Origin of the sequence: Rummeliibacillus sp. G93, from assembly GCF_023515935.1 — a bacterium.
GTDB classification, from domain to species: Bacteria; Bacillota; Bacilli; order Bacillales_A; family Planococcaceae; genus Rummeliibacillus; species Rummeliibacillus stabekisii.
Window position 1 is genome coordinate 342,040 of record NZ_CP097314.1, and the last position, 25,651, is coordinate 367,690.

At 40.1% G+C, this 25,651-nt stretch carries 25 protein-coding genes; 21 read left to right on the forward strand and 4 right to left on the reverse strand.

From position 1 onward, the window contains the following. Positions 1 to 22 precede the first annotated feature (22 nt). The 15 genes from atpA (at position 23) to M2M59_RS01840 (ending at position 13,378) form a co-directional block, all read left to right on the forward strand. Positions 23 to 1,543 (forward strand): F0F1 ATP synthase subunit alpha, encoded by a 1,521-nt coding sequence (atpA, locus tag M2M59_RS01770; RefSeq protein WP_066791749.1) that lies wholly within the window; start codon positions 23 to 25, stop codon positions 1,541 to 1,543. 51 nt (positions 1,544 to 1,594) lie between these two features. Next, positions 1,595 to 2,455, forward strand: coding sequence for an ATP synthase F1 subunit gamma (gene atpG, locus M2M59_RS01775; RefSeq protein WP_147195401.1), 861 nt, complete (start codon positions 1,595 to 1,597; stop codon positions 2,453 to 2,455). 47 nt (positions 2,456 to 2,502) lie between these two features. Continuing rightward, the gene (gene atpD / locus M2M59_RS01780) at positions 2,503 to 3,918 is read left to right on the forward strand and encodes a F0F1 ATP synthase subunit beta (protein ID WP_066791751.1); all 1,416 of its coding nucleotides are present in this window, start codon (positions 2,503 to 2,505) and stop codon (positions 3,916 to 3,918) included. Between the two features lie 24 nt (positions 3,919 to 3,942). After that, positions 3,943 to 4,347, forward strand: coding sequence for a F0F1 ATP synthase subunit epsilon (locus M2M59_RS01785; RefSeq protein ID WP_147195399.1), 405 nt, complete (start codon positions 3,943 to 3,945; stop codon positions 4,345 to 4,347). Between the two features lie 203 nt (positions 4,348 to 4,550). Next, positions 4,551 to 4,796, forward strand: a complete 246-nt coding sequence (locus M2M59_RS01790) for a DUF1146 family protein (RefSeq protein WP_066791753.1) — start codon at positions 4,551 to 4,553, stop codon at positions 4,794 to 4,796. Positions 4,797 to 5,239: 443 nt separating this feature from the next. Then, positions 5,240 to 6,541 (forward strand): UDP-N-acetylglucosamine 1-carboxyvinyltransferase, encoded by a 1,302-nt coding sequence (murA, locus tag M2M59_RS01795; RefSeq protein ID WP_147195397.1) that lies wholly within the window; start codon positions 5,240 to 5,242, stop codon positions 6,539 to 6,541. A gap of 503 nt (positions 6,542 to 7,044) precedes the next feature. Then, on the forward strand, positions 7,045 to 8,064 hold the full coding sequence (gene spoIID / locus M2M59_RS01800) for a stage II sporulation protein D (protein ID WP_249775275.1): 1,020 nt from the start codon (positions 7,045 to 7,047) through the stop codon (positions 8,062 to 8,064). A 10-nt stretch (positions 8,065 to 8,074) separates the two neighbouring features. After that, positions 8,075 to 8,734: a M23 family metallopeptidase gene (locus M2M59_RS01805; protein WP_147195395.1), complete on the forward strand. Its 660-nt coding sequence runs from the start codon at positions 8,075 to 8,077 to the stop codon at positions 8,732 to 8,734. Between the two features lie 84 nt (positions 8,735 to 8,818). Continuing rightward, complete coding sequence (locus M2M59_RS01810) at positions 8,819 to 9,100, forward strand: sporulation transcriptional regulator SpoIIID (RefSeq protein ID WP_066791757.1); 282 nt, start codon at positions 8,819 to 8,821, stop codon at positions 9,098 to 9,100. A 157-nt stretch (positions 9,101 to 9,257) separates the two neighbouring features. Beyond that, positions 9,258 to 10,256, forward strand: coding sequence for a rod shape-determining protein (locus tag M2M59_RS01815; protein WP_249775276.1), 999 nt, complete (start codon positions 9,258 to 9,260; stop codon positions 10,254 to 10,256). Positions 10,257 to 10,389: 133 nt separating this feature from the next. Continuing rightward, positions 10,390 to 11,229 (forward strand): flagellar hook-basal body protein, encoded by an 840-nt coding sequence (locus M2M59_RS01820; RefSeq protein ID WP_147195391.1) that lies wholly within the window; start codon positions 10,390 to 10,392, stop codon positions 11,227 to 11,229. A gap of 24 nt (positions 11,230 to 11,253) precedes the next feature. Then, entirely contained in the window at positions 11,254 to 12,087 is an 834-nt protein-coding gene (locus tag M2M59_RS01825; protein WP_066791760.1) for a flagellar hook-basal body protein, read from the forward strand. Positions 12,088 to 12,105: 18 nt separating this feature from the next. Further along, positions 12,106 to 12,396 (forward strand): DNA-directed RNA polymerase subunit beta, encoded by a 291-nt coding sequence (locus M2M59_RS01830; RefSeq protein WP_249775277.1) that lies wholly within the window; start codon positions 12,106 to 12,108, stop codon positions 12,394 to 12,396. A 28-nt stretch (positions 12,397 to 12,424) separates the two neighbouring features. Next, positions 12,425 to 12,865: a 3-hydroxyacyl-ACP dehydratase FabZ gene (gene fabZ, locus M2M59_RS01835; RefSeq protein WP_249775278.1), complete on the forward strand. Its 441-nt coding sequence runs from the start codon at positions 12,425 to 12,427 to the stop codon at positions 12,863 to 12,865. A 123-nt stretch (positions 12,866 to 12,988) separates the two neighbouring features. After that, positions 12,989 to 13,378 carry a hypothetical protein gene (locus M2M59_RS01840; protein WP_147195387.1) on the forward strand — a complete coding sequence of 130 codons (390 nt, stop codon included), beginning with the start codon at positions 12,989 to 12,991 and terminating at the stop codon, positions 13,376 to 13,378. A 64-nt stretch (positions 13,379 to 13,442) separates the two neighbouring features. Here the strand turns inward: M2M59_RS01840 and M2M59_RS01845 are convergent, their stop codons facing one another. Then, positions 13,443 to 13,877, reverse strand: a complete 435-nt coding sequence (locus M2M59_RS01845) for a YwpF family protein (RefSeq protein WP_371923798.1) — start codon at positions 13,875 to 13,877, stop codon at positions 13,443 to 13,445. 298 nt (positions 13,878 to 14,175) lie between these two features. Between M2M59_RS01845 and M2M59_RS01850 the strand changes: the two genes are divergently transcribed. Beyond that, a complete protein-coding gene (locus tag M2M59_RS01850) occupies positions 14,176 to 14,601 on the forward strand; it encodes a single-stranded DNA-binding protein (protein ID WP_147195385.1) in 426 nt (141 codons plus the stop codon). A 268-nt stretch (positions 14,602 to 14,869) separates the two neighbouring features. Here M2M59_RS01850 and M2M59_RS01855 read toward each other — a convergent pair whose 3' ends face one another. Continuing rightward, positions 14,870 to 17,644 carry a DEAD/DEAH box helicase gene (locus M2M59_RS01855; protein ID WP_249775279.1) on the reverse strand — a complete coding sequence of 925 codons (2,775 nt, stop codon included), beginning with the start codon at positions 17,642 to 17,644 and terminating at the stop codon, positions 14,870 to 14,872. Further along, a complete protein-coding gene (locus M2M59_RS01860; protein WP_249775280.1) occupies positions 17,641 to 19,212 on the reverse strand; it encodes an SWIM zinc finger family protein in 1,572 nt (523 codons plus the stop codon). The genes M2M59_RS01855 and M2M59_RS01860 overlap by 4 nt, the downstream gene beginning before the upstream one ends. 212 nt (positions 19,213 to 19,424) lie before the next feature. Here M2M59_RS01860 and M2M59_RS01865 point away from each other — a divergent pair, with 212 nt between their 5' ends. After that, positions 19,425 to 19,892 (forward strand): IDEAL domain-containing protein, encoded by a 468-nt coding sequence (locus M2M59_RS01865; protein WP_066791767.1) that lies wholly within the window; start codon positions 19,425 to 19,427, stop codon positions 19,890 to 19,892. Positions 19,893 to 20,327: 435 nt separating this feature from the next. On the opposite strand, the gene M2M59_RS16505 is transcribed toward M2M59_RS01865, so the two are convergent. Next, positions 20,328 to 20,513 (reverse strand): sporulation histidine kinase inhibitor Sda, encoded by a 186-nt coding sequence (locus tag M2M59_RS16505; protein WP_066791768.1) that lies wholly within the window; start codon positions 20,511 to 20,513, stop codon positions 20,328 to 20,330. Between the two features lie 754 nt (positions 20,514 to 21,267). On the opposite strand from M2M59_RS16505, the gene M2M59_RS01875 reads away from it, so the two are divergent. From M2M59_RS01875 to M2M59_RS01890, 4 genes are all read left to right on the forward strand, one after another. Next, positions 21,268 to 21,981, forward strand: coding sequence for an IspD/TarI family cytidylyltransferase (locus tag M2M59_RS01875; RefSeq protein ID WP_249775281.1), 714 nt, complete (start codon positions 21,268 to 21,270; stop codon positions 21,979 to 21,981). Then, positions 21,978 to 23,003, forward strand: coding sequence for a ribitol-5-phosphate dehydrogenase (locus tag M2M59_RS01880; RefSeq protein ID WP_249775282.1), 1,026 nt, complete (start codon positions 21,978 to 21,980; stop codon positions 23,001 to 23,003). The genes M2M59_RS01875 and M2M59_RS01880 overlap by 4 nt, the downstream gene beginning before the upstream one ends. 2 nt (positions 23,004 to 23,005) lie before the next feature. Beyond that, on the forward strand, positions 23,006 to 24,154 hold the full coding sequence (locus M2M59_RS01885; protein ID WP_249775283.1) for a CDP-glycerol glycerophosphotransferase family protein: 1,149 nt from the start codon (positions 23,006 to 23,008) through the stop codon (positions 24,152 to 24,154). 143 nt (positions 24,155 to 24,297) lie between these two features. Continuing rightward, complete coding sequence (locus M2M59_RS01890; protein WP_249775284.1) at positions 24,298 to 25,455, forward strand: aminotransferase class I/II-fold pyridoxal phosphate-dependent enzyme; 1,158 nt, start codon at positions 24,298 to 24,300, stop codon at positions 25,453 to 25,455. Positions 25,456 to 25,651: the final 196 nt, after the last annotated feature.

A 25,651-nucleotide genomic window follows, 5' to 3' on the forward strand; every position in this document is an offset into this window, starting at 1 on the left:
AAACATTAAAGAGGTGACAAACGTGGGCATCAAAGCTGAAGAAATCAGTGGACTTATAAAAAAACAGATGGAAAATTACCAATCTGAAATGCAAGTTAGCGAAGTGGGTACTATCATCACTGTTGGTGACGGTATCGCTCGTGCTCACGGCCTAGACAACGTCATGGCTGGAGAATTATTAGAATTCTCAACAGGTGTTCTTGGTATGGCACAAAACTTAGAAGAAAATAATGTCGGTATTGTTATTCTAGGACCAGCTAAAGGCATCAAAGAAGGCGATGAAGTACGTCGTACAGGTCGTATTATGGAAGTGCCAGTTGGTGAAGAACTAATTGGCCGTGTAGTAAACGCATTAGGCTTACCAGTGGATGGACTAGGTCCAATTCATACAACAAAAACTCGTCCAATCGAAAGCCCTGCTTTCGGCGTAATGGCACGTAAATCAGTTGATGAACCACTACAAACTGGTATTAAAGCGATTGACGCTTTAGTTCCAATCGGTCGTGGCCAACGTGAGTTAATCATCGGTGACCGCCAAACAGGTAAAACATCTGTTGCGATCGATACGATCTTAAACCAAGCTGACCAAAACATGACTTGTATCTATGTGGCAATCGGCCAAAAAGAATCTACAGTACGTAGCGTTGTTGAAACATTGCGCAAAAACGGAGCATTAGATTACACAATCGTTATCACAGCTTCAGCATCATCTCCAGCTCCACTTTTATACCTAGCTCCTTATGCTGGTGTATCAATGGGTGAAGAGTTAATGCTTCAAGGCAAAGACGTACTTATCGTTTATGATGATCTGTCTAAACAAGCAGCAGCTTATCGTGAACTTTCATTACTATTGCGCCGTCCTCCAGGTCGTGAAGCTTACCCTGGTGACGTATTCTACTTACACAGTCGTTTACTTGAACGCGCTGCGAAATTAAACGAATCATACGGCGGCGGTTCAATCACTGCGCTTCCATTCGTTGAAACACAAGCAGGCGATATCGGTGCATACATTCCAACAAACGTAATCTCTATCACTGATGGACAAATCTTCTTACAATCAGACTTGTTCAACTCTGGTGTACGCCCAGCGATCAACGCAGGTCTTTCTGTATCTCGTGTTGGTGGTTCTGCTCAAATTAAAGCGATGAAAAAAGTTGCAGGTACGCTACGTCTTGACTTAGCGGCATACCGTGAGCTTGAATCATTCGCTCAATTCGGTTCAGACCTTGATGCGGCTACAAAAGCTAAACTTGAACGTGGTCAACGTACAGTAGAAGTACTGAAACAAGATCTAAATAAACCAATCAAAGTTGAAAAACAAGTAGTTATTCTTTACGCATTAACTAAAGGGTTCTTAGATGATATCCCAGTGCAAGATATTGTTCGTTTTGAACAAGAACTATATGCATGGTTAGATGCGAATGACGAAAAAGGCGCCGGCGTTTTAAATCAAATTCGCACAACAAAAGGCCTGCCATCTGACGAAGATATGGCATCAACTCTTAATGCATTCAAGAAAACTTTCGCTCCTTCAGCAGAGTAAGATTTTTTGATGCGGATTGATAAAATAAAACGGTAAGGTGGTGAAATACCAGTGGCATCATTACGCGAAGTAAAACAACGCATTAAATCTACAACGAGTACAAGTAAAATCACAAATGCCATGCAACTTGTGTCTTCTTCTAAAATGGCGCGTGCCGAAGCAAATGCTAAAGCATATGTTCCATATATGAATAAAATACAAGATGTTGTTGCAGCGATTGCAGCAGGCACACCAGATGGCTCACATCCTATGTTAGTCTCTCGTCCGGTGAAGAAAACGGCTTACTTGATTATGGCTTCAGATCGTGGGCTTGCAGGTGCATACAATTCGAATATTATTCGTACTGCACTAGACGCAATGAACCGTCATGGCCATACAAAAGAAAACGTCGTGATCTTTGCTGTGGGCCGTGTTGTTCGTGATTTCTTTAGTAAACAAGGCTTCACTGTCGTAGGAGAAGAAATCGGTTTGCCCGATCAACCTTCATTTGCGGATATTAAACAAATTGCTCGTAAAGCTGTTGGTATGTTCACAGACGGTACATATGATGAACTTTATATGTATTACAGTCACTTTATCAGTGCAATTGCCAACGAACCTACGGAGAAAAAAGTATTGCCAATTACGGATATAACTCCGTCAAGCGCTACAGGGGCAAGCTACGAATTCGAGCCATCAGGCGAAGCGATTCTAGAAGTATTGCTGCCTCAATATGCAGAAAGCTTGATTTACGGCGCGTTGCTAGACGGTAAAGCGAGTGAACATGCTGCACGTATGACAGCAATGAAGAGTGCTACAGATAACGCTCATGAATTAATCAATGACTTAACAATATTGTATAACCGTGCACGTCAAGCGGCGATTACACAAGAAATTACAGAAATCGTTGGCGGAGCTGCGGCCTTAGAATAGGCGAGCTTCCCCACTGCTGTAATAGTTCGATAGGAGGGAATACAAGTATGAACACAGGACACGTTCTTCAAGTAATGGGTCCAGTTGTCGATGTCCAATTCGACAACAACACATTGCCAGAAATAAACAATGCGCTAACTGTAGAAATCAAACGTCCAAATGAAGAAGCTGTAACGCTTACACTGGAAGTAGCTCTTCACTTAGGTGACAACGCTGTTCGTACAATCGCAATGTCATCTACAGATGGCTTGCAACGTGGCGCAGCCGTAACTGACAAAGGTGCTGCTATTTCAGTACCAGTTGGTGAAGCAACACTAGGTCGTGTATTCAACGTATTAGGTGAAACAATTGACTTAGACGCACCAATCACAGCAGATGTTCGCCGTGACCCAATCCACCGCGAAGCACCAACATTCGAAGAACTTTCAACAAATGTTGAAGTACTTGAAACAGGTATTAAAGTAGTTGACTTATTAGCTCCTTATATCAAAGGTGGTAAAGTCGGCCTATTCGGTGGTGCCGGTGTAGGTAAAACTGTACTAATCCAAGAATTAATCAACAACATCGCACAAGGGCACGGTGGTATCTCCGTATTCTCTGGTGTAGGTGAACGTACTCGTGAAGGGAACGACCTTTACTACGAAATGAGCGATTCTGGCGTTATCAAGAAAACAGCAATGGTATTCGGACAAATGAATGAGCCACCTGGTGCACGTATGCGTGTAGCTTTGACTGGTCTTACAATGGCTGAATACTTCCGTGATGAAATGGGACAAGACGTTCTACTATTCATCGATAATATCTTCCGTTTCACTCAAGCGGGTTCTGAGGTATCTGCGCTTTTAGGCCGTATGCCATCTGCAGTAGGTTACCAACCAACTCTTGCGACTGAAATGGGTCGTTTGCAAGAACGTATCACATCTACAAATAAAGGTTCTGTAACATCTATCCAAGCTGTATATGTACCAGCCGATGACTATACTGACCCGGCTCCTGCAACAACATTCGCTCACTTAGATGCAACAACAAACCTTGAACGTAAATTATCTGAAATGGGTATCTACCCAGCGGTTGACCCACTTGCGTCAACATCACGTGCGCTTTCTCCTGAAATCGTAGGGAAAGAACACTATGATGTAGCTCGTCAAGTACAATCAACATTACAACGCTACAACGAATTGCAAGATATCATCGCAATCCTAGGTATGGACGAGTTGTCTGATGAGGATAAATTGATTGTTGGCCGCGCACGCCGAATTCAATTCTTCTTATCACAAAACTTCCACGTGGCAGAACAATTCACTGGCCAAAAAGGATCTTACGTACATGTAAAAGATACTGTACGCGGATTCAGAGAAATTCTAGATGGCAAGTACGATAAATTACCAGAAGATGCATTCCGACTTGTAGGTCCAATCGAAGAAGTAGTTGCGAAAGCAAAAGATATGGGCGTAGAACTTTAATACTAGGGACTTGGAGGAAAAAATATGAAGACAACTGTAGTCAACATTGTCACTCCTGACGGCCCAGTATACGATTCAGAAGTAAGCATGGTTATTGTGAAGACTGTAACTGGTGAAATGGGTATTCTGCCTGGACATATTCCAACAGTAGCTCCTTTAGCAGTTAGTGCTGTTCGACTTAAAAAAGACAACAGTATGGATGTTGTAGCAGTAAGCGGCGGCTTTGTTGAGATTCGTCCTGATAAAGTGACAATCCTAACACCTTCTGCAGAAGGTGCTGATCAAATTGATATAGCACGTGCGAAGGAAGCTGTAAAACGTGCTGAAAGCCGACTTCAAAGCAAGCAAGATGACATTGATTTCAAACGTGCGGAATTATCTCTAAAACGCGCGATGAATCGTATCAACGTTAAAGAGGGTAACATCTAAGTAATAAAGTGAAACTTCAATTGGCTGGGTTTCTTCATTCCTTGCTGATAGTAAGTATTCTATTCGGGTTTTTAGAGACAGCGATCTCCATCTGAACTTTTTGATGATGGAAAGTCTTACTGCCCTTTAAGCCGGATAAAATTAACTTTTTAAGCGAGCAGGATATTCTGCTCGCTTTTTTACAAGTATTAAGGAGGGATGTTATGAACACAATTACAACAATGGTTGGCCAAAATGCACTAATTAGCATATGTTCACATATTTTCTTTATTGCTATTACCTTTTATGCATTGCAAGCCTTTAGGGTGGAGAACATCTTTAAAAAGAATCATGTATTCCAAATACAGCTTGTTTTTATTTTATTGAGCATTGCCATTGGTGCAACTGTGTCAAATTTCTTTCTTGCAATTGCAGCATGGTCTAAACAATTGCCATATTTATTTAATTAAAGCTATTCTGTATGCAAAAGAAATAATGGCACAAACTGATTATACAAACATTCAATCCGGATGATGTATTATAATAGATGTATGCACTTATACAAATTTGATGCATCATACATTATTTCTTTTGCATAAAGCGTAACATTGCCTGGGAAATAAATTGTCGTAAGTTGTTTTATCCAAGAAAATGACGGGTACCTAAGTTGGGTGCGGAATTTTAGAAAATCTTTACACACTTCCAAAGTATTTTACGTAATATAGGAATACTATAGTTATTTATTCGTAGACTGCTAAAATAGTGTAAACGGTGCTTGTCTTTATCCAGAAAAAGCTGTATTATGTAATTTGCTTTGTTACTAATTATTTACAATGATGATTTAAAAAATGGATGAATTTGATGGACTGAAACATAAATATGGATATTTAGAATAAGTTCGGAGGGACATATTGTGGAGAAAATTGTTGTAAAAGGCGGTAAGGTGTTAAGCGGGAAAGTAAAAGTAGAAGGAGCAAAAAACGCTGTTCTACCAGTTCTAGCAGCATCGTTATTAGCATCTGAAGGAAAAAATATAATTAAAAACGTGCCGAACTTGGCCGATGTTTATACAATAGATGAAGTACTAAAAAGCTTAAATGTTCAATTATCTTTCTCAAGTGAGGAAAATATTGTTGAAATTGATGCTTCGGCACAATTATCATCTGAAGCTCAATTTGAGTTTGTACGCAAAATGCGTGCGTCTATTTTGGTGATGGGTCCGCTTCTTGCCCGCAATGGCTATGCGCGTGTAGCAATGCCTGGTGGCTGTGCAATCGGCTCTCGCCCAATTGATCAGCATTTAAAAGGCTTTGAACTAATGGGAGCTAAAATTTCTACTGGCCATGGCTATGTAGAAGCACACACAGAAGGCCGATTAAAAGGCGCTAAAATTTACTTGGATTTCCCAAGTGTTGGAGCGACAGAGAACATCTTGACAGCTGCTGCGCTAGCTGATGGTACGACAATTATCGAAAATGCTGCAAAAGAGCCGGAAATTGTCGATTTAGCGAATTTTATCAATGAAATGGGCGGTAAAGTAGTCGGCGCTGGTACGGATACAATCCGTATCGAAGGTGTTGAAACATTATATGGTACAATACATTCTATTATTCCTGACAGAATTGAAGCAGGCACATTCATGGTTGCAGCTGCAATTACTGGCGGAGATGTACACATTGAAAATGCAGTACCAGAGCATATGACAGCCTTAATTTCTAAAATGGTGGAAATGGGCGTCGAAATTGAGGAAGAAGGAGAAGGCTTGCGCGTCCGTGCAACACATCCATTAAAAGCAGTTGATGTGAAAACAATGCCACATCCAGGATTCCCTACTGATATGCAATCACAGCTTATGTCATTAATGCTTGTTGCAGAAGGTGCAAGTGTTATAACAGAAACTGTTTTTGAAAATCGTTTTATGCATGTAGAAGAATTCCGTCGTATGAACGCGAATGCTAAAATCGATGGCCGCTCTGTTATGATTGATGGACCATGCAAATTGCAAGGTGCAGAAGTAGCAGCGACAGATTTGCGCGCAGCTGCAGCATTGATTCTAGCTGGCTTAGTTGCTGAAGGCATTACACGCGTGTCAGAACTGAAACATCTGGACAGAGGATATGTTAATTTCCATACAAAATTAGCGGCTCTAGGTGCTGATATTGAACGTATCTCTACAGAAGAAGTCTTTGCCAAAGAATTGCAAGTTAATTCATAAAAAATGAAAAAAACTCATTGCATGTATGCACTGAGTTTTTTTATTTTGGGAAATGTATAAGCCCTTAATCAGAGCCTGTGACCCCAGTGTCAGTAAAAGATCTTCGAGTGGATCGAATAAGCGGTTGAGTGACCGGAATAGAGACCTGAGTGTCCTAAAAAGGAGCCTGAATGACCCGAATGGAGCCGAGTGACCGTAAAAGCGCCTCGAGTGGGCCGAATAAGCGGTCGAGTGACCCGAATAGCGATCTGAGTGACCCAAAAAGAGGACTGAGTGACCCAAATAGACCCGAGTGTCCGCAAAAGAGCTTCGAGTGGGTCGAAAAATCAACTGAGTGACCTGAATAGCAGCCTGAGTGTCCCAAAAAGAAGCCTGAGTGTCCCTAAAATCATTCCCAAGCCATACTCAACCCACCTCTACCTGTCCTAACCCCAACTTCAACAGTCAAACTGATGCCCCACCTCTTTATGCATAATCAATAAAAACCATACATATAATTCACTATGAAAAAAATACACCTATATATTCTCATTTCAATCGTCGCATTGTTTTTGCTGCCAACTATTGTGATTAAACAAAAAGCCAAGGAGAAAGTACCAGTACAAACACACGTCGCACGGCCTTTAAAAAGTGGACAAGATACTGTGAAAGAAAAAGATGGAAGCTGCCCGATTACTATTCAAATAGTGGGCCAAAAGGAAACGTACCCGCTAGAAGAATATATAGTAGGAGTTGTGGCGGCAGAAATGCCCGCTTCTTTTGATTTGGAAGCTTTAAAGGCTCAGGCCATTGCGTCAAGGACATTTGCTTTAAAGCGAACAAGCTTCGGCAAAAGTAAGATTGAACCAACTGTCTCTGCCCAGGCTTATGCAAGTCCTGCACAGCGCAAAAAAGATTGGGGTGCCAATTACCAAAAGAACGAAAAAAAGATCCGCAAAGCTGTACAAGCAACAAAGGGACAAGTACTTACTTATAAAAAGGATCTTATTACAGCTATGTTTTTCTCGACTAGTAATGGCCAAACGGAGAGCGCCAAAAGCTACAGTGGACAAGTGGTTCCCTATCTGCAGTCCGTAACTGTGCCAACAAGCGAAAAAGAATCACCGCGTTTTCACACCAACTATACATTCACGCTGATGCAATGGAATAACGCGTTCAATCAACAGTGGACGAAATCTCAAATCTACAATATAAAGATTGCACGGAATTCTTCGGGCAGAGTGAAGTATATAGCTTCGGGTACAAAAAAGTGGACAGGCAGAGAAGTGAGAGAAAAATTGCAGCTTGCTTCATCTGATTTCACCGTTGCTTGGGATACTGACACGAAAAAGGTCAAAGTCCAAACAATAGGATATGGACATGGTGTAGGTATGAGTCAATACGGAGCAAAAGCTCTTGCAGAAAAGGGGGCGAGCTCGAGCGAAATATTGCATCATTTCTATCAACACGTAAAAATAGAAAAATTAAAAAAATCTTCTTCTCTATGTTTAAACTCTCAAGCTATTGACAAGAATAGCAAATGAGGTGATGAACATGAGAGAGGAAAATAAAAAACCTACTCCACAAAAGAAAAATGTAACAAAACAACGCTGGTTCTGGCCAGTTATTTATGCAAGCTTTGCAGTATTGCTTGTTGCCGGTGTTTGGGGCTACTCAGCATTAACCAATTCTTCAAAACCATTGACAGGCAGCAAGTTAACAGCAACAAATGGTGCAAAGTCACCGACTGTCGAAACAAATGCACAAACGGAATCTTTGCAGTATCCATTTAAAGATGCACTTTTAAAAGACGCTAAAGTTGTACAGGACTATTACGATGTAGAAGCAAATGAAGAATCAAGAGCAGGCGCATTGCTTGTCTTTAACCAAACATTTACGACAAGCGATGGTATCTCTATTGCTGTCAACGGTGAAAGCTTTGATGTATTAGCAGCATTAAGCGGTAAAGTAGAAGAAGTGAAGAGTGATCCATTTATCGGAAATGAAATCACGATTTCACATTCGAATGGCATGACAACTGTTTATAGCTCTGTCTCAGATATCGCTGTTAAAAAAGGCGATAAAGTGGATCAAGGACAAGTTATCGGTAAAACAACTGATAACCAATACAACCCAGCTGCAGGAAATCATTTATACTTTGAAGTAATGCAAGAAGGCAAGCACATCAACCCAACAAGTTTACTTGCTTTTTAGAAAATTCAATTCACCCAAGTTCTAAGCATACGATTTTAAACATATGGTAAAGAAACGTTCGTACATTGTGGAAAGGAAGAGAATGTGCACGAACATATTCGCAACCGCTGTTTAAAACTCGGTTTTATGCTGAAGGAAACTAAGCAAACCGTAAGAGCCTTAGCACAAAAGACTGGTTACTCCAAAAGTACCATTCATAAGGATCTTACAGAAAGATTGATGTTGGTGAATGAAGAATTAGCGAAAGAAGTAAGCGAGATCTTAGCTTACCACAAATCCATCCGTCATATACGCGGTGGAGAGGCAACTCGGCAAAAATGGTTGACGCACCATGCCGATAATAAGACACCTTCGCAACAAGATTAGCGGGGGTGTTTTTTTTATTTTGAGCAGGTGGAAAACCCGCCAAAAAGCCCATAATATGGAGAAATAATAGATGTAATTGCGTATAGGCTATGCTAAAATATTCTAGATACATATATATATATAAACGTGCGAAAGAACAGTTAGGAAAGGTGAAATTATGTTTTCGAGAGATATAGGAATCGATTTAGGTACGGCCAATGTGCTAATTCACTTAAAAGGGAAAGGTATCGTTTTGAACGAACCATCCGTTGTAGCACTAGATCAAAAAACAAACGAAGTATTGGCTGTTGGCGAAGAAGCACGCAAGATGGTCGGCCGTACGCCTGGAAACATTGTGGCGATACGTCCTTTAAGAGATGGTGTCATTGCTGATTTTGATATGACAGAGTCTATGCTTCGCTACTTTATCAATAAACTGAATATCAAAGGATTTATGTCTAAACCTCGTATTCTTATTTGCTGTCCTACAAATATTACAAGTGTTGAACAAAAAGCGATTCGGGAAGCAGCAGAGAAATCTGGTGGACGCAACGTGTTTTTAGAAGAAGAACCAAAAGTTTCAGCAATTGGTGCGGGAATGGATATTTTTCAGCCAAGCGGCAATATGGTTATTGATATAGGCGGAGGCACTACGGATGTAGCAGTCTTATCTATGGGCGACATCGTAACATCAGAATCTATCAAAGTGGCCGGGGATTTGTTTGACCATGATATCTTCCAATATATCAAGAAAAAATACAAACTCCTGATTGGTGAAAGAACAGCGGAGAATATTAAAATCACAATCGGTACAGTCTATCCGGAAGGACGCAATGAATCCATGGAGATTCGTGGCCGAGATTTGGTAACAGGTCTGCCAAGAACTTTAGAAGTCCATTCGCATGAAATTGAACAAGCTTTACAAGAGTCCGTATCGCTTATTATACAATCAGCCAAAAATGTACTCGAAAAAACGCCTCCAGAGCTCTCAGCAGACATTATAGACCGTGGGGTAATGGTAACGGGCGGAGGAGCGCTACTTCACGGCTTAGACCGTTTATTGGCCGAAGAAATTAAAGTACCTGTCTTCATTGCTGAAAACCCTATGAACTGTGTAGCGATAGGTACAGGAATAATATTAGAAAATATTGACCGAACACCTAAACGTATGAAATAATTAGCCGAAATAAAAAAATGATAGAATCAATAAAAATATACTAAGTAAAATTTAATTTAAAATAAAAATATTCAACTACGATACTCATTGAAGAACGATTACTATATACATTCCAGCTGGAAGGATGAATGAAATGTTTCGTGGATTTTACACGGTCGCTACCGGCATGATTGCAGAGCAGCGGCGCACTGAACTATTATCGAATAATATTGCCAATGCTAATACTCCTGGGTTTAAAGCAGATCAATCAACTATCCGCGCGTTTCCGGATATGCTGATGTCAACCATTACAAAAAGCGGTCCTGCAAATCGCCAGAATGGCTATGAAGGCAGTTCCGTTAAACAAATTGGCGCGCTCGGTACAGGCACATACATGCAAGAAACGCTGCCAGACTATACGCAGGGCCAAATCACTGCGACAGATATGCCAACGGATGTAGCATTAGTAGACGGCAATCTCCCTGTAAACGAAGAAACGGGCACAAAGGGAGCGATATTTTACCGTTTACAAAATGAAGCGGGTAATGAGGCATATACACGTAATGGCAGCTTTACTCTTGATGCTGCTGGCAATCTAGTAAACTCACAAGGTTTATTTGTCCTTTCAGATCAAGGCCAAAAGATTAATTTACAAAGCGATGACTTTCAAATTCGAGAGAATGGGGATGTTTATGAGCAAGGACGAAGAGTGGCTAAACTCGGAATTGCCTATTCTGATGAACCGGATACACTAGCAAAACGTGATGCAGGGCTTTATTATACAAATAATGGTGATAATCTTCCTTCAGCTTATACAGTGAACGGTGTACAATTTTCAACGAAACAAGGCTATATTGAACGCTCCAATGTTGATTCAGCACGCACGATGACGGATATGATGACAGCCTATAGAGCATTTGAAGCAAACCAAAAGATACTTCAAGCATATGACCGAAGCATGGATAAAGCAGTCAATGAAATCGGCAAGGTATAAGCATTGGCTTTGGAGGGATATTAAGTGATCAGAACAATGGTGTCTGCTGCCAATACAATGGGGCAATTACAGCAACAGCTGGATACAATCAGTAACAACATATCTAACAGCAACACGCATGGCTTTAAAGCGAAGGAAACAAAATTTGGCGAACTGCTATACCAACAGTTCGATAATGATGATAAAGATAAAGCACCACGGCAATCACAGCCCGGTATCCGCATAGGGGTCGGAGCAGGTCTTGCACAAGCGCAAATTAATTCAAAACTCGGCACATTTCAACAAACTGGTCGAGCACTTGATTTTTCTTTGTCGAAAGAAAGACAATATTTTAATGTCTTGATGCCAGATGGCAACGCTACTAAAACTGTCTACACTAGACAAGGAGATTTTTATCTCTCACCAACAGATAATGGGAATGTGATGCTTGTCAATAACGATGGGTATCCAATTGCTGATTCTAGAGGAAATGCAATTCAATTGCCGGACGGCGCAAAAGAATTCAGCGTAACAGCAGACGGGAATTTAAATGTTCAGTATAATAATAGAAGTGTTAAAATAGAGTTAGGTGTAACTCAAATTCAAAAGCCGGAGCTAATGGAACATATTTCAGGCACTTATATCGGTTTGCCTGAGAACTTCGGTGAATTTGGTGTTCAAGAAGCTTCAGTGCTCCAAAATTTGCAAGGCGGAAACCGAAACCAAATCGCCATGCAAAATGGTGGTCTTGAAGCATCTAATGTAGATATTTCGAAAGAGATGTCCGATCTCATTAATACTCAGCGTTCATACCAATTTAACGCACGTACCATTACAATGGCTGATCAAATGATGGGGCTAGTAAATGGGATTCGATAAGTAGAGGAGAATTTTGTAATGGCAAATAATACAACAGAACAAAAAACTGAAAATCCAACTCGTGCCGCTAAAACTCGCAAAGAAGCGAAACAGCAAAAGCAAGCAGTTGTTGGAGAAAGAGACGGAAACTGGGTCACTAGAGGTATTTTATCCATCGGCATCAGAATCCTAATTGTTGTTGTTTTACTAGCTATTGCAGTCATCGCCGGAGCTATGATTGGCTATGGCGTTATCGGTGATGGCAACCCATTTGGCGTTTTTAAACCAGAGACTTGGGAACATGTTTTTGATCTTATGAACGGCAAATAGGCAGTTGATTTATAGAGGAGGAAGAGCATTGCTAACTGCAGAACAAATCCAACAAATATTGCCGCACCGCTATCCATTTCTTTTAGTGGACCGGATTACAGAAGTAGAAGAAGGCAAACGTGCTGTCGGCATTAAAAATGTATCAATTAATGAGCCTTTCTTTAATGGGCATTTCCCAGGCTATCCTGTAATGCCTGGCGTACTTATTATTGAAGCAATGGCACAAGTAGGCGGCGTTGCCTTATTGAGTTCAGATGACTTTAAAGGTCGTCTAGCCTTCCTAACAGGTATAGACAACGCACGTTTTAAACGTCAAGTAGTCCCTGGTGACCAGCTTCATATTGAAGTAGAATTCACAAGAATTCGCGGCACAATGGGAAAAGGCCATGCAAAAGCAACTGTGGATGGAGAGCTTGCTAGCGAAGCGGATATCCTATTTGCAATTGGACCTGCAACTCCAAAAGAATAAAGTCCTGCTTTTAAAAAGTTTTTTTAGTTGTAAGGATAGTTTTCCTCTTTCCGTTCATACTATTCTTGAATCGCACACAGCGTGTCGTGGTTTAAGATTATATGCTGGAAGGAGGATTTTAGTATGTGGAGAAAATCAGCAGGCGTTTTAATTTGTACTGCCATTCTATTGGTTGGGTGCAATAACAAAAAAGCAGTAGAAGATACACGTACGGAAACACCGATGGAGGACGTCAACCGTGATGTTAACACTGGCAATACAGATGACGGCGTTACAAATGACGGTGTAAACAACGGCGCTCAAAACGGCAGTACAACAACTGACATTGAGCAAGGCGTGAACAATGGCATGACAGACGTTGAAGAAGGCGTCAATGATGTCACTGAAGATGTAGAACGTGGCGTTAATGATGTGTTGCCAGGCAACCAGCCAACACCTAATGACCGTATGGTAACAGATGATGAAGCTACAAACGGCAATAATGTACATCATGATAACGATGACAATAAATAGAAAGGGTTAACACCCTATAGAAAAAAGATGATTTCTGTTAAGAGATCATCTTTTTTTCGTGTTTTTATTTTAATTTTTTTCGATTATGTAAATCAGACTTGAATCGTTCAAGCAATACATTGCCCGTTAAGCCTTCTTCTACAAGTTCAAGCAATAGCTGCTCAGCGTACTGCCTTCTGTTGGAATTTAGTGTACCTTTCAATAAGACAGATACATGGCCAGTATCGGGCATTTCCGTAATGTTATGGACAACAACGCGGAAGTAAGCAGGTTCATTGTCCGGATAAGAAATCACTGCACGGACGTCAAGGATGTCATCTGTCCGAAGATATTTAGCAAAATCGTTGGCATACTGAGCATCCATATACATCTCTAGAATCCAATATTTATGGCTATTTTCTTGATTGATAATAATCCCGTCTATGAGCGGGTATGACGTGAACTGATTTTCTTCTAACAACTCTAATGATAGCATTTTGAATGTCTTTATAATAATCACCGCCAATCTTTCAAAAAATATAGTATATGACACAAATGTTAGTTATGTTTGATGATTCCGAGAATTTTTGCTTTATTTTTTGGTCTAGATAGTAGATGTCATTATTATAACATGAAAAAAAGCTAAAATAGATTTTTACGTATTTTCCTGCATGAGGAAAACAGCATAACGCTCCGTTTCTCCAGAAACAAAATTGAATATCGAATCAAAATATAGGTTGAAATTTGTTTTCGCTATTTTGCTAAAACGTAGCCACCTACGTATGATAGGTATAACTTAAGCGGGAGGAGGTGAAGGGGTGAATCAAGTTGCTCTTGTGGGGAGGATAACAAAAGATCCAGACTTGAGGCGATTAGCGGAAGGTAGGATGGCAACAAGCTTTACCATTGCCATAAATCGCAAGTTCAAAAATGCGAATGGTCAGGTTGAAGCTGACTTTGTATCTTGTGTTGTATGGGGCAAGCTCGCTGCGAATGTTGTCAAGTATTGCGGAAAAGGCTCATTAATTGGGGTTGGTGGCCGGTTGCAATCAAGGTCTTATGACCGTGACGATGGTAAGCGAGTATATTTAACAGAAGTGGTAGCGGATGAAGTTCGTTTTATCGCATTGAAGAACCGCGAAGAACATACACAAAAAGGAACTCAGAGGGCAACAACTCAAAATAACGTACCACAGGGCTTTGTATTACCGACAGAAGAAGTAGAAGGGTTGCCGATTGTATAATGCGGCAAAGGTTGTAATGATAGCTCCTATGGCAAGACCGCGCCAATGGGTTTGATGAATTGTTCTAAATAAAAAATTCAACCAAATGATCATCCACAGAACAATTCAAAAAAGGCTATTACAGGTACAGGGAAATTATGTGATGAAAGTAAAGCGTATTAAACAAATGTCTATGGGGAAGACAGCGGATGAAGTCATCGATTGTATGACTTTATCTGTACATAATAAAAAGGTTCTGCTGTAAATAGCAGAACCTTTTTTAATTTGGCTAAAAGTTAAATGACAATAAATCCTTGATCTCATCGTCATTTAGTTCCGTAATCCATTGGCTGGATTGGATTAATTCTTCCGACAACGATTGCTTTTCGGTTAATAATGTATCAATTTTTTCCTCTACCGTCCCAGTCGTCATGAACTTATGAACATGGACAAATTGGGTTTGGCCAATCCGGTACGCACGGTCTGTTGCTTGGTTTTCAACTGCTGGATTCCACCACCTGTCTGCATGGAGAACATGGTTAGCTGCAGTTAAATTCAGGCCTGTGCCCCCAGCCTTTAAGGACAAAATGAAAATGGGGAATTCGCCTTTTTGGAAAGACTCGACAAAATAATCACGCTGATTTTTTGGCATGCTGCCTGTTAAAAATGGCGCATCTATATCGTAGAGTTCTGTTAGACAATGCTGTATGAGCTGTCCCATTCCAATATATTGTGTAAAGATTAGGCACTGCTCCCCATTGCCTGCAATATCGCCAGCCAGCGTAATAATACGATCCAGCTTCTCAGAGCGTTCCATCATTTCTTTGGCGTTCTCGAAAGGCTCCTTTAAATAAAGGGCAGGATGGTTACACAGCTGCTTCAACTTATTAAGCATCTTTAAGATAAGCCCTTTTCTTTCAAAGCCTGAGAGTGTCTCCAGTTTTTGCACCGTTTCTTGTATAAAGCTTTCATAAAGCACGGCCTGCTCCTCTGTCAGTGGGCAATATTCCCGTTGTTCCACTTTGTCAGGCAGATTGAGCATAAGGGCAGGATCCTGCTTGGTACGTCGCAGCAGGAACGGCTGGATTTTCTTACGTAAACGGTGTTTATGGACTTCTGAATCATCTCGCTCAATCGGCGCTATATATTCTTCCTGGAAGCGTGAAAAGCTGCCCAGATAACCTTTGTATATAAAATCAAAGATCGCCCATAGTTCAGATAATCGGTTTTCAACGGGTGTACCAGTCAATGCTATATGATGTTTTCCACGCAATTTTCGAATCGCCTTCGATTGTTTTGTGTGCATGTTTTTAATGTTTTGCGCTTCGTCTAGCGTAACATTTGACCACTCTATTTCTTCAAGCATTTCTACATCCTGGGTGATGGTACCGTAGGTTGATAACACAATTTGCGGTTTTTCACGCTGCAAATGATCGTAAAATGTTTGGTCCTTCAAACGTGTTGGACCATAATGCATATAGACCTTTAGGGTAGGAGCAAATCGTGCTAATTCTTTTTGCCAGTTGCCAAGCACAGAGGTTGGACAAATAATCAGAGACGGTGATGCTTCTTTGTTTTCATCATAGATATGCAGCAAATAAGAAATAAGCTGTACGGTTTTCCCGAGACCCATATCATCAGCTAAGCAAGCACCGAATTGTTGGTCGTGCATAAAGGATAGCCATTCAAATCCTTCTTGTTGATAAGGACGTAATTCTGCATGTAGATTTTGAGAGATGGGAACTTGTGGCAGTCCTTTTTTATCCACAAGTTTCTTAACATACTCTCGCAGGGACTTTTGCATTTCGAATTGGAAGAATGGATCATCTGCTTCCTCTTCTTCCTCGTCGTCAAGCGGGATGGTTAGCTCTTCCGGCAACTCTTGGAACAAAAGATCTTTCACTGTCCAATTCTCCGATTCGGCTTTATCCATCAGCTTGCGAATCTCTTGCATCCACTGTGCATCTACGCGTACCCATTCTGTACCAGCTCTGATGAATTCACGATTATCATTCACCATCTGTTGGAAGTCTTCCATTGAAATCTCTTGGCCATTTAAAGATAGCTTCCAGTTAAATGTTAAGATTTCTTGCAGGCCGGCAGCTGATTTATAGTTTGATGCAGTATTCGCGGTTGCCCGCACTTTGAAGCGAGAGTCCTTCAGCTCTTTCAGCCATGCAGGCAGAACAATTTCAAAACCTAATGCTTGAAGCCTCGCGAAATCTGACCGTAAAAACTCTCGAACATCCGCATCTTTTAACCGAGATGAAAGGAACTTCTCAGAGTCAACGTCTTGCATATATGCTTGATCTCTCAACAGGTCGATCATTTGCTGTTGCAACTGATGAATGCCGATTGCATAGTTCTTCCACTTTTCAGGAAGAGCATTTTCAATTTTCAAGGTACGTTTTCGCACTGGTGGAGCCCAGTAATTCATACTTTTCTTGCCTCGAATGACGGTTTCAAGGTGCCATTCATCTTCGTTTTCTGCTGGCTCTCTTAGCCTCATGCCAACATAGATCTCATCTTCAACAGTTTTGGAATGGATAGGCCAACCGCCATTTCGGAAATAAGATAAAAGGGAAGGGATTTCTCCAATGGCAAGCCCCAATTCGACTAGCTTTTGGGCCAAGGCTGTATTCACTAATTGTGAAGCTTGTTCGTTAATTGGCAATTGGAGGGCAAGCTGGTCTTCTTGCACTGATACATAATCCCAAAGATCCTCGCTATACCAATATTTTGACGCAGTAGAAGCTGCCTCTATCCTTTCGTTTGAAGCCTTATCTGCTCCTTCAATAGAAATAAAAGGATGCCTTTGCTGGGCTGAGAACAGCTCGATGAATTCCAGTGGTGTCACTGTAACCGTATCGTCTGTATGGACTGCTGTTAGGCCATAAAAGGATGCCTCGTATTGATAAAAAAGGAAAGATAGCCACTCATCAACATTCATAGGTGTGCCGTGCTCATCAAGCGATTGGATCGTGTAGGACTGGCCATTTTCAGTTTTGATTTCCACTAGCAAGGTTTTCAAAAATGAAGCTGGCACTTTTGATTGTAATGTCATAGCTTGAGGTTTCCTTTCTCGATTTCTTCTTGCAATGCTCGCAGGCGCTTATATTGCTTTTTCGTTTGGTCGATGTATTGATTCCAAAACTCGTTCTTTCCGCTTTTTTTGGCAGCGGTCTTCATTTTTTTCCATACTTGTACTGCCTGTTTATAATGCTGACGGGATTTTTGGCCCAATTCATTCATCGCCAAAGAATGGTATAGCGGCAAAAGTACTTCCGGTTTTTGCTCTACGACTGTTTTGAGACCGCAATTTTCCAGATATCCGAGTGAGGAAGGGAAGCGGTGATGAAGTGCCGACCATTCAGTGAATCGACCGCGTTCAACTAAAAAGAGCGAATAGGGCTGCAACCCATACGTGCCTGCTGCTGCAAATAAAACTTCCGCTTCTTCGTCATTAAGATTGATATAAGAACATAGCCTATGGAAAGCCCCCACAAAGTTTGGGCGGTAACGAATTGAAATATGGTTATTTATAAAAGTATCTAAGTGAGGAAGCATTGTACGCAAAATCATTGAAAGTGCTTCATAATCGTTATTGTGTGCGGCAAATTGAGCCAAGTCGAGCCATAGCAGCAGGTCTTCCGAGTTCATCTTCGAAAGCTCACGACCTAGTTCCTCATAATTTTTCAGCATAATATAAAACATAGACTCTATGCTTTCAATACGAACATCATCCACTACTTGCGTAGTTTGCCGGATTGTTTGTAGCTCATTCTCACGTCTCGCTTTTTCGTTAAACATTGATTCCCAGAAGTTCTTGTAAATCATTAAACGATGTCCAAAAAAGCCCTTTTCCTGCAAAGTAAATCGGCGAACCATCGCCTGAAGTGTATCGTAAAATGGATCTGTTGCAAAAAGACGGGATTTTGAAGAAGTCGTCCGTATATGCTCCCTAATATTTTCCTTTTCGTTATCGATAAAGCGAATGATATAGCCACCATAGGATTTATGGACATCTTCTAAGTGCTTCCACGTATGAATTACTAGTGCCATATGTGTGAAAAGCTTAAACAAACTTTGCCATTCGCGTTCGAGAGGCGTCTCACGAAAAACTTGGCGCTGCATATCTTGAAAAATACTCTCCAGCAAGTATGGAGTGAGCGATGTTTGACGAAATAAGTTGGCCTTATACACTCTTTCTACTAGAGCTAACCAAGATTCAGGCGACCGTTCATCTTTTAGGAGATGAAGCTGTGTAGACTTACTTCTGCGGAAGTTATCTAGCCAGTCTGATAAAGAGTCAATATATTGATACAGAACAAAAATGGCTGCCACTTTATGGCGGCACCATATTTTTCTTGGACAGTTGCATGATATGCGATCAGTATTCATGTTTAATTGAACTAGTGTTGGCATAGCGTCTTGCACCACAAATTGAATTGTATTTTGTGTTTCGCTAAACGTGTTGATTTTCACATAATTATGGCGCGCCAAAAAGGCTGCACGCCGTACTAATTCTTCATCCTCAGCATCGCTGGCATGAAGTTGTAAATCTATTTCGGCCATTTGATTGCGTATAAAGCCTTCATATCTGTTGGCCACTTCAGAAATATTCATATTCATAGTGATCGCTCCTGAAAAAAACTTTCCTTTCATTATATCGCTATTTAAGGTCTGCCGTAAATGCCTTTGAACCGTTTCGCCAAAAGCCTTCATAATTGTGCAAATGAATTTAAAAACATTCAGAAAAGGCGACAAAGATTTTTGTGTCATGATTAAAGGTTACATGATATATTGTTAATAATCAGAATATTCCTTATAAGGAGGGGAATAGAATGTTGGAAGTGAAAAGAATGGAACCATTCTACACAAAGCGAGATGGCGCAAGGCTCAAAATGGTTTTTGCCTATCAATATTTCTCCATAATAAAGGACGAAGAAGTATTTCATTTCATCCCTATAGAAGGTAAGGAAATTGTGATTAATTTATCCACTTTGCGCATCGAGAATTTGTCAGAAGTCTTTGTATTTCAAAAAGGCAGCCGTTTTCTTCGATTGCCCTTACATGAATTGATGTTAACATCGGATGTAAATAAACATTTGGAGTTAATATTAGATGATCTTGAATTAAAAAGAGATGAACAGCTGAGCGCCCCTTCAGAGATGGATTTGCTGATAAAAGAACTGGAAGACATTAATCGCTTACAGTTGATTGACAAAGCACTAGCAGAGCGAGATGAAGAGTTATTCTATACTCTCGCAAAAGAGATCGCACCAATGGAGGACGCACAGGTTGAACAATAAGTTAAACAATTAAGAAGCACCTAATCTCTAAAGATTGGGTGCTTTTGCTATATAAAAAAATTATCTATTATAATTAGGGGAACATTATCCAATTAAGAGAAGGATAAATAGCAAGATTAATAGTATGGCGAGGAAACAACAATAAACCCATATGACGGCATCCATAAAGTCGAAACCTAAACGTTTCCACAACCCTCTCATCCCAATCCCTCCGTCTTCACACTGCCTTACTCATAGATATGAAGAGTTAAGACCTTTTGTGACTAATGACAGAAAGGGTCGATGGAATAGTGGTGTATATGCATTGGTGTAAAACACAGAATAAAAGAAGTTAAAAATAAAATTGAGTGAAGGACAATGGAGGAAATCATCAGACGGCAGGTATATGGAGTCAGTAACTGAACGCTACCGGAGTATAGGTAAGCGGTTACGGAGTTACTGAATCTCCATCAGGGATTCTTCATCAAACAACATATCCCTGCCCTGTGAGTTGGATAAGACTTTCCGAAGCACACGATGATGAATTTCTTCCTCAAGAATGCGGATGAATTCAGGGTTCAAATTGTTTCTTTTGGCATCTTTATATGCTTGAACCAATAATTTGTCTGATAACGTATCCATAAACTTCCCTCCTTCTTTTTTTTGAAAATACTGGTTCTATATGGTCAAACGAAAGAATATTATTGTAGGTTGCTTGGGTGTACACCTAATTTAACAAATCGCTTCCAGCAAAACAATATGCCCTTTATCCACAAGAAATAGTGGATAAGATGTGATTAAACTGTGTGGAAAAATAGGAAACCAGTTGACTATGAGTGTGGACATTGTGCATAAACTTATCCACAGAAGACAGAAATATCGAAATTTGTCGAAAACTTTTTTGTGAATATTAGTTCTATCATAAAGATTGGGTTAGTTTATAACTATTTTGGTTCAATTGCTAAAGACATAATCGTTCCAAAAATAATTTCCAACACCTTAATAAATATCCAAATAAACAAATACTAAACCTTTTATAAGAAAATTTTCCAATTAATTTTTAAAAATATATAATTCGTTGAGCGGAAATATCTTTTATCTCTTACTCACCGAACTTACGTTTCATTATAACAAAGAACAAAGGTTCGATTCAATAGACAATGCATTGTTTTTATCTTTTGAGAGGCAGAAGATTTTGTATAACTAAGATGAAAAGAGCGAACCCTATCCTAATCTATACGTCATGTAAGGATGATAAGCAATTAGCGCTATCTGGCGTTAGTAGAACATACAATGAAAATATGCTACAATTAGTGCCTATACGACAAGGTAACAACATAGCATTATGCATACCGGCTAGTGTCGGAATTTCAAAAAAAGAAGAGGTGCTATACAAATGATTTATGCTGGAATACTAGCAGGCGGAAAAGGCACGCGAATGGGCAATGTGCCAATGCCAAAACAATTTTTACACTTAAATGAAAAACCAATCATTATCCACACAATTGAAAAGTTTATACTAAATAAAAAAATCGATACCATTATTGTAGCAACTCCGAAAGAATGGATTCGTCACACTACCGATACATTAGTGAAATACGGCTTAACAATGCCGAACATTAAAGTAATCGAAGGCGGAACAGATCGTAACGATACAATCATGAACATCATTTCATATATTGAAAGCGTTTCTCCGGTCAGCGATGAAGATATCATCATTACACATGATGCGGTAAGACCTTTCTTGACGCACCGCATTATTGAACAAAATATTGAAGAGGGCTTAAAGAATGATGCTGTGGATACTGTTATCAGCGCGATTGATACGATTGTAGAATCAACAGACGGCGAATATATCTCATCTATTCCAATCAGATCACATATGTATCAAGGGCAAACGCCACAAACCTTCAAAATCAATAAATTAAAACAAATATATAGTACGCTTAGTGAAGAAGAAAAAGAAATCCTTACAGATGCGTGCAAAATTTTTGCCATCAAGGGACTTCAAGTGAAATTAGTGCGCGGTGAAACATTTAATATCAAAGTGACAACACCGTACGATTTAAGTGTTTCCAACGCAATATTGAAAGGAAGTATGGATAAGTGATTAACCAAATTTATCGCCTCGTATCACCAAGACAAATTGAAGTCACTTACAAAGACAGCTCTATAACAGCAGAAAAAGTGGTTGTACGCCCTACACATCTTTCTATTTGCGCGGCGGACCAACGCTATTACACAGGCACGCGCGGCGAAGAAGCAATGAAGAAAAAGCTTCCGATGGCTCTTATCCATGAGGGTGTTGGTGAAATCGCTTATGACCCGCAAGATGAATTTCCTGTAGGCACAAAGGTTGTTATGGTACCGAACAAGCCTACAGAAGAAGATCCTTATATTAGAGAAAATTATTTGACTTCAAGCCACTTCAGATCAAGCGGCTATGATGGATTTATGCAGGACTATGTATTTATCCGCCGCGACCGTTTGATTGTATTGCCGCAAGATATTGATATGAATGTTGCTGCCTATACAGAACTTGTTTCTGTTGCTGTGCATGCTATCACTCGTTTCGAAGAAAAATCCATCAAACGCCGCAGTTCATTCGGCGTTTGGGGAGACGGCAATCTTGGTTTTATTACATCCTTGTTCTTAAAAACGCTATACCCTGATTGTAAAGTAACAATCTTTGGGAAAACAGATTACAAATTAAATCAATTCTCTTTCTGCGATGAAGCGATTTACATTAATGATATCCCAGAAGGCTATGAAATTGATCATGCCTTCGAATGTGCTGGCGGCAAGGGAAGCCAATACGCAATTGACCAAATCATTGATGTCATCAAACCAGAAGGCTCTATTGCATTGCTTGGCGTTAGTGAATATCCGGTAGAAATCAATACGCGAATGGTATTGGAAAAAGGATTAACACTTATCGGTAGCAGCCGAAGCGGTGTGGCCGACTTCCAACGCACAGTGGATATTTATAAAGAACATCCAGAAATCGTTGAATATCTAGCTACTTTAATTGGACAAGTCTTCCACGTGACATCTGTACAAGATGCGCTCGGTGCATTCGAATCAGACCTTTCTAATTCATGGGGCAAAACCATCATGAACTGGAAAATCTAGAAATGGGCATTGGAAGAACCATTCAGTACAATATATTATCGCTTTATAGGCTGATCTATCGGTGCTGTTATCGTCTGGCATGCATAGGAAAGCCTGTAAAGTCAAATAAGGTTGTCATTCCTTTATATCGCCAAGACGAGCTTGAAGGCAACTTGAAGGCAGTATATGAAGAAATGAAAAAGACTCACCCAGAGCTGCAATTTCATATTATCAAGCCGAACAACAAGATTAGTGTAAAGTTGTTTAAGGAAATCAATATGATTGCAGATGCCAAAATTATCTTGTTGGATGATTATTACTTGCCGGTTTATTTAATCAATCCGCGAAAAGAAACAGATATAGTGCAACTTTGGCATGCAGCAGGCGCTTTTAAGAAATTTGGCTATAGTACGGTCAACACAAAATTTGGTCCAAGCAGCAGTTATTTAGACGTTGTGCCAATCCATTCGCATTATACCCATGTATTCGTATCTTCTGAAAACATGATTCCGTATTATGCAGAAGCATTTCATATGCAGAGAGATCGTATTTATCCAGTTGGCGTGCCGCGCATTGATTACTTTAGCGATCAAGCATTTGTAGAAAAGACGCGCGATCAGATATTAGAGACCTTGTCTGAAAAACAGCGAGGGATGGTTAAAATACTGATTGCGCCTACATACCGCGCAGGAAGCAGCTCAAAGGAATCTGATCTCGATATTGTAGAAGAGTTGATCAAGACAGCCGGACATCTTGACAAGGACAAGCTAATTGTCTTTGTAGGTCATCCGTATATTGATCATAGCCATTTCGAGGCGCTTCAAAAAACGAGCAACATCATTGTTGACGGGCAGTTTTCTACAAATGATTGGATGCTAGTGTCAGATGCTTTCATCACTGATTACTCTTCGGCTATATTTGAATTTGCGCTATTCCACAAGCCATTAGCGCATTATGTACCAGACTTAGAAGCCTATACAAAAAATCGCGGGTTATATAATGACCTTCATAACATTTCAGACGGTGCTATTTTAAGAAGCAGGTCAGCACTGATCGATTGGATTAACAGTCGGCATACAGGCGAATCATATGATACCTCTCGCATGGTAGAATATAATTTTTCCCAAACCTCACATATCGCAAAGAGCATTGTTGAGCAATTGTTTAAATAAGCAGCAGACAAACATTTTCTTGTTTGTCTGCTTTTTTTATGGATTTAGGAGAATTTTCCGTCTTTTATAAATATAATTGTTCAACTATTCCGAATTGAACACTATAATGGAATGATAGAGAATTAGGGAAAGAGGGAATTGCTATGCCATTATCATTGAATCCACAAATCCATCGAATCGGTTTGCCCGGAATTCGAAAGTTTTCCAACCTTCTAGTAAACTTTCCAAATGCCATTAATTTAACCATAGGCCAACCTGATTTTGCGCCACCAGAGGCTGTAAAAAGAGCTGGTATCTATGCACTCGAAAATAATCTAACTACTTATTCCGTGAATGCTGGTTTAGTAGAACTTCGGAAAGCAGTCTCTACATTTTTAGCTGATAAATATCAATGCCAGTATGATGCAAATACTGAAATCCTTGTGACGAATGGGGCTTCCCAGGCAATTGATTCAGTGCTCCGTACCATTTTAGAGAAAGGCGATGAGGTTATTTTGCCTGCGCCTATTTATGCAGGTTATGAGCCAGTTATTTCATATTGTGGTGCAAAAACGGTTTATTTGGATACAACAGACACCGGTTTTCAACCATCTGCGACCAAACTTAAAGAGCTCATTACCCCTAAGACGAAAGCGGTAATCTTTAATTTCCCATCGAACCCAACAGGCGCTACGATTACACCTGATCAAATGGATGCATTGGCAGAAGTGCTAAAGGAAGAGGACATCTACATTGTATCTGATGAAATTTATAGCGAAAATACATTTAGTGGGGAACACCGTTCATTTGGCTATTATCCCGAACTAAAAGATCGCCTCTTTCTTATTCATGGTCTATCTAAGTCCCATGCTATGACGGGTTTCCGTATCGGTTTCCTGCTTGCCGATGCTCCACTTATTCAAGAAGTAGTGAAAGTACATTCCTTCAATGCTATCTGTGCCTCTGTTCCCAGTCAATATGCAGCCATTGAAGCACTGACAAATTGCAGGGATACGCCTGCCATTATGAATGAAAGCTATATACGACGTAGAGATTATGTATACAAAAGGTTAAGGGCAATGGGAATTGATGTATTGCTGCCAACTGGTGCATTCTATATCTTCCCATCCATCAAAAAATTCGGTCTTACTTCTGAAGAATTTGCTGTACGTTTACTGAAGGAAGCCGGTGTCGGTACCATCCCAGGTTCTGTCTTTACTCCGTATGGAGAAGGCTTCCTCCGCATCACATACGCCTATTCAGATCAAGAATTGGAAGAAGGCATGAATCGTCTTGAACGTTTCATACAAACACTCTCATGATATGCGCTTGTAATCAAAACTAGATAAGACAATTATGAAGGACATCACTATGTGATGCCCTTCTTGAAGTTGCTCCATATTTGTTTAATGTATATAGACTAAAAAAGACTCTAACTAGTATCTTTTGTATGAAAATTTAAAATAATGAATAATTATTTAAAAATATATGCTATATTAAAAATAGAAATATGTGGAT

Coding starts and splice junctions, on each gene's coding strand:
- atpD (WP_066791751.1), top strand. CDS start 2,503: ATGAACACAGGACACGTTCTTCAAGTAATGGGTCCAGTTGTCGATGTC.
- M2M59_RS01785 (WP_147195399.1), top strand. CDS start 3,943: ATGAAGACAACTGTAGTCAACATTGTCACTCCTGACGGCCCAGTATAC.
- M2M59_RS01790 (WP_066791753.1), top strand. CDS start 4,551: ATGAACACAATTACAACAATGGTTGGCCAAAATGCACTAATTAGCATA.
- spoIID (WP_249775275.1), top strand. CDS start 7,045: ATGAAAAAAATACACCTATATATTCTCATTTCAATCGTCGCATTGTTT.
- M2M59_RS01805 (WP_147195395.1), top strand. CDS start 8,075: ATGAGAGAGGAAAATAAAAAACCTACTCCACAAAAGAAAAATGTAACA.
- M2M59_RS01815 (WP_249775276.1), top strand. CDS start 9,258: ATGTTTTCGAGAGATATAGGAATCGATTTAGGTACGGCCAATGTGCTA.
- M2M59_RS01820 (WP_147195391.1), top strand. CDS start 10,390: ATGTTTCGTGGATTTTACACGGTCGCTACCGGCATGATTGCAGAGCAG.
- M2M59_RS01830 (WP_249775277.1), top strand. CDS start 12,106: ATGGCAAATAATACAACAGAACAAAAAACTGAAAATCCAACTCGTGCC.
- M2M59_RS01840 (WP_147195387.1), top strand. CDS start 12,989: ATGTGGAGAAAATCAGCAGGCGTTTTAATTTGTACTGCCATTCTATTG.
- M2M59_RS01855 (WP_249775279.1), bottom strand. CDS start 17,644: ATGACATTACAATCAAAAGTGCCAGCTTCATTTTTGAAAACCTTGCTA.
- M2M59_RS01860 (WP_249775280.1), bottom strand. CDS start 19,212: ATGAATATGAATATTTCTGAAGTGGCCAACAGATATGAAGGCTTTATA.
- M2M59_RS01865 (WP_066791767.1), top strand. CDS start 19,425: ATGTTGGAAGTGAAAAGAATGGAACCATTCTACACAAAGCGAGATGGC.
- M2M59_RS16505 (WP_066791768.1), bottom strand. CDS start 20,513: ATGGATACGTTATCAGACAAATTATTGGTTCAAGCATATAAAGATGCC.
- M2M59_RS01875 (WP_249775281.1), top strand. CDS start 21,268: ATGATTTATGCTGGAATACTAGCAGGCGGAAAAGGCACGCGAATGGGC.
- M2M59_RS01885 (WP_249775283.1), top strand. CDS start 23,006: ATGGGCATTGGAAGAACCATTCAGTACAATATATTATCGCTTTATAGG.
- M2M59_RS01890 (WP_249775284.1), top strand. CDS start 24,298: ATGCCATTATCATTGAATCCACAAATCCATCGAATCGGTTTGCCCGGA.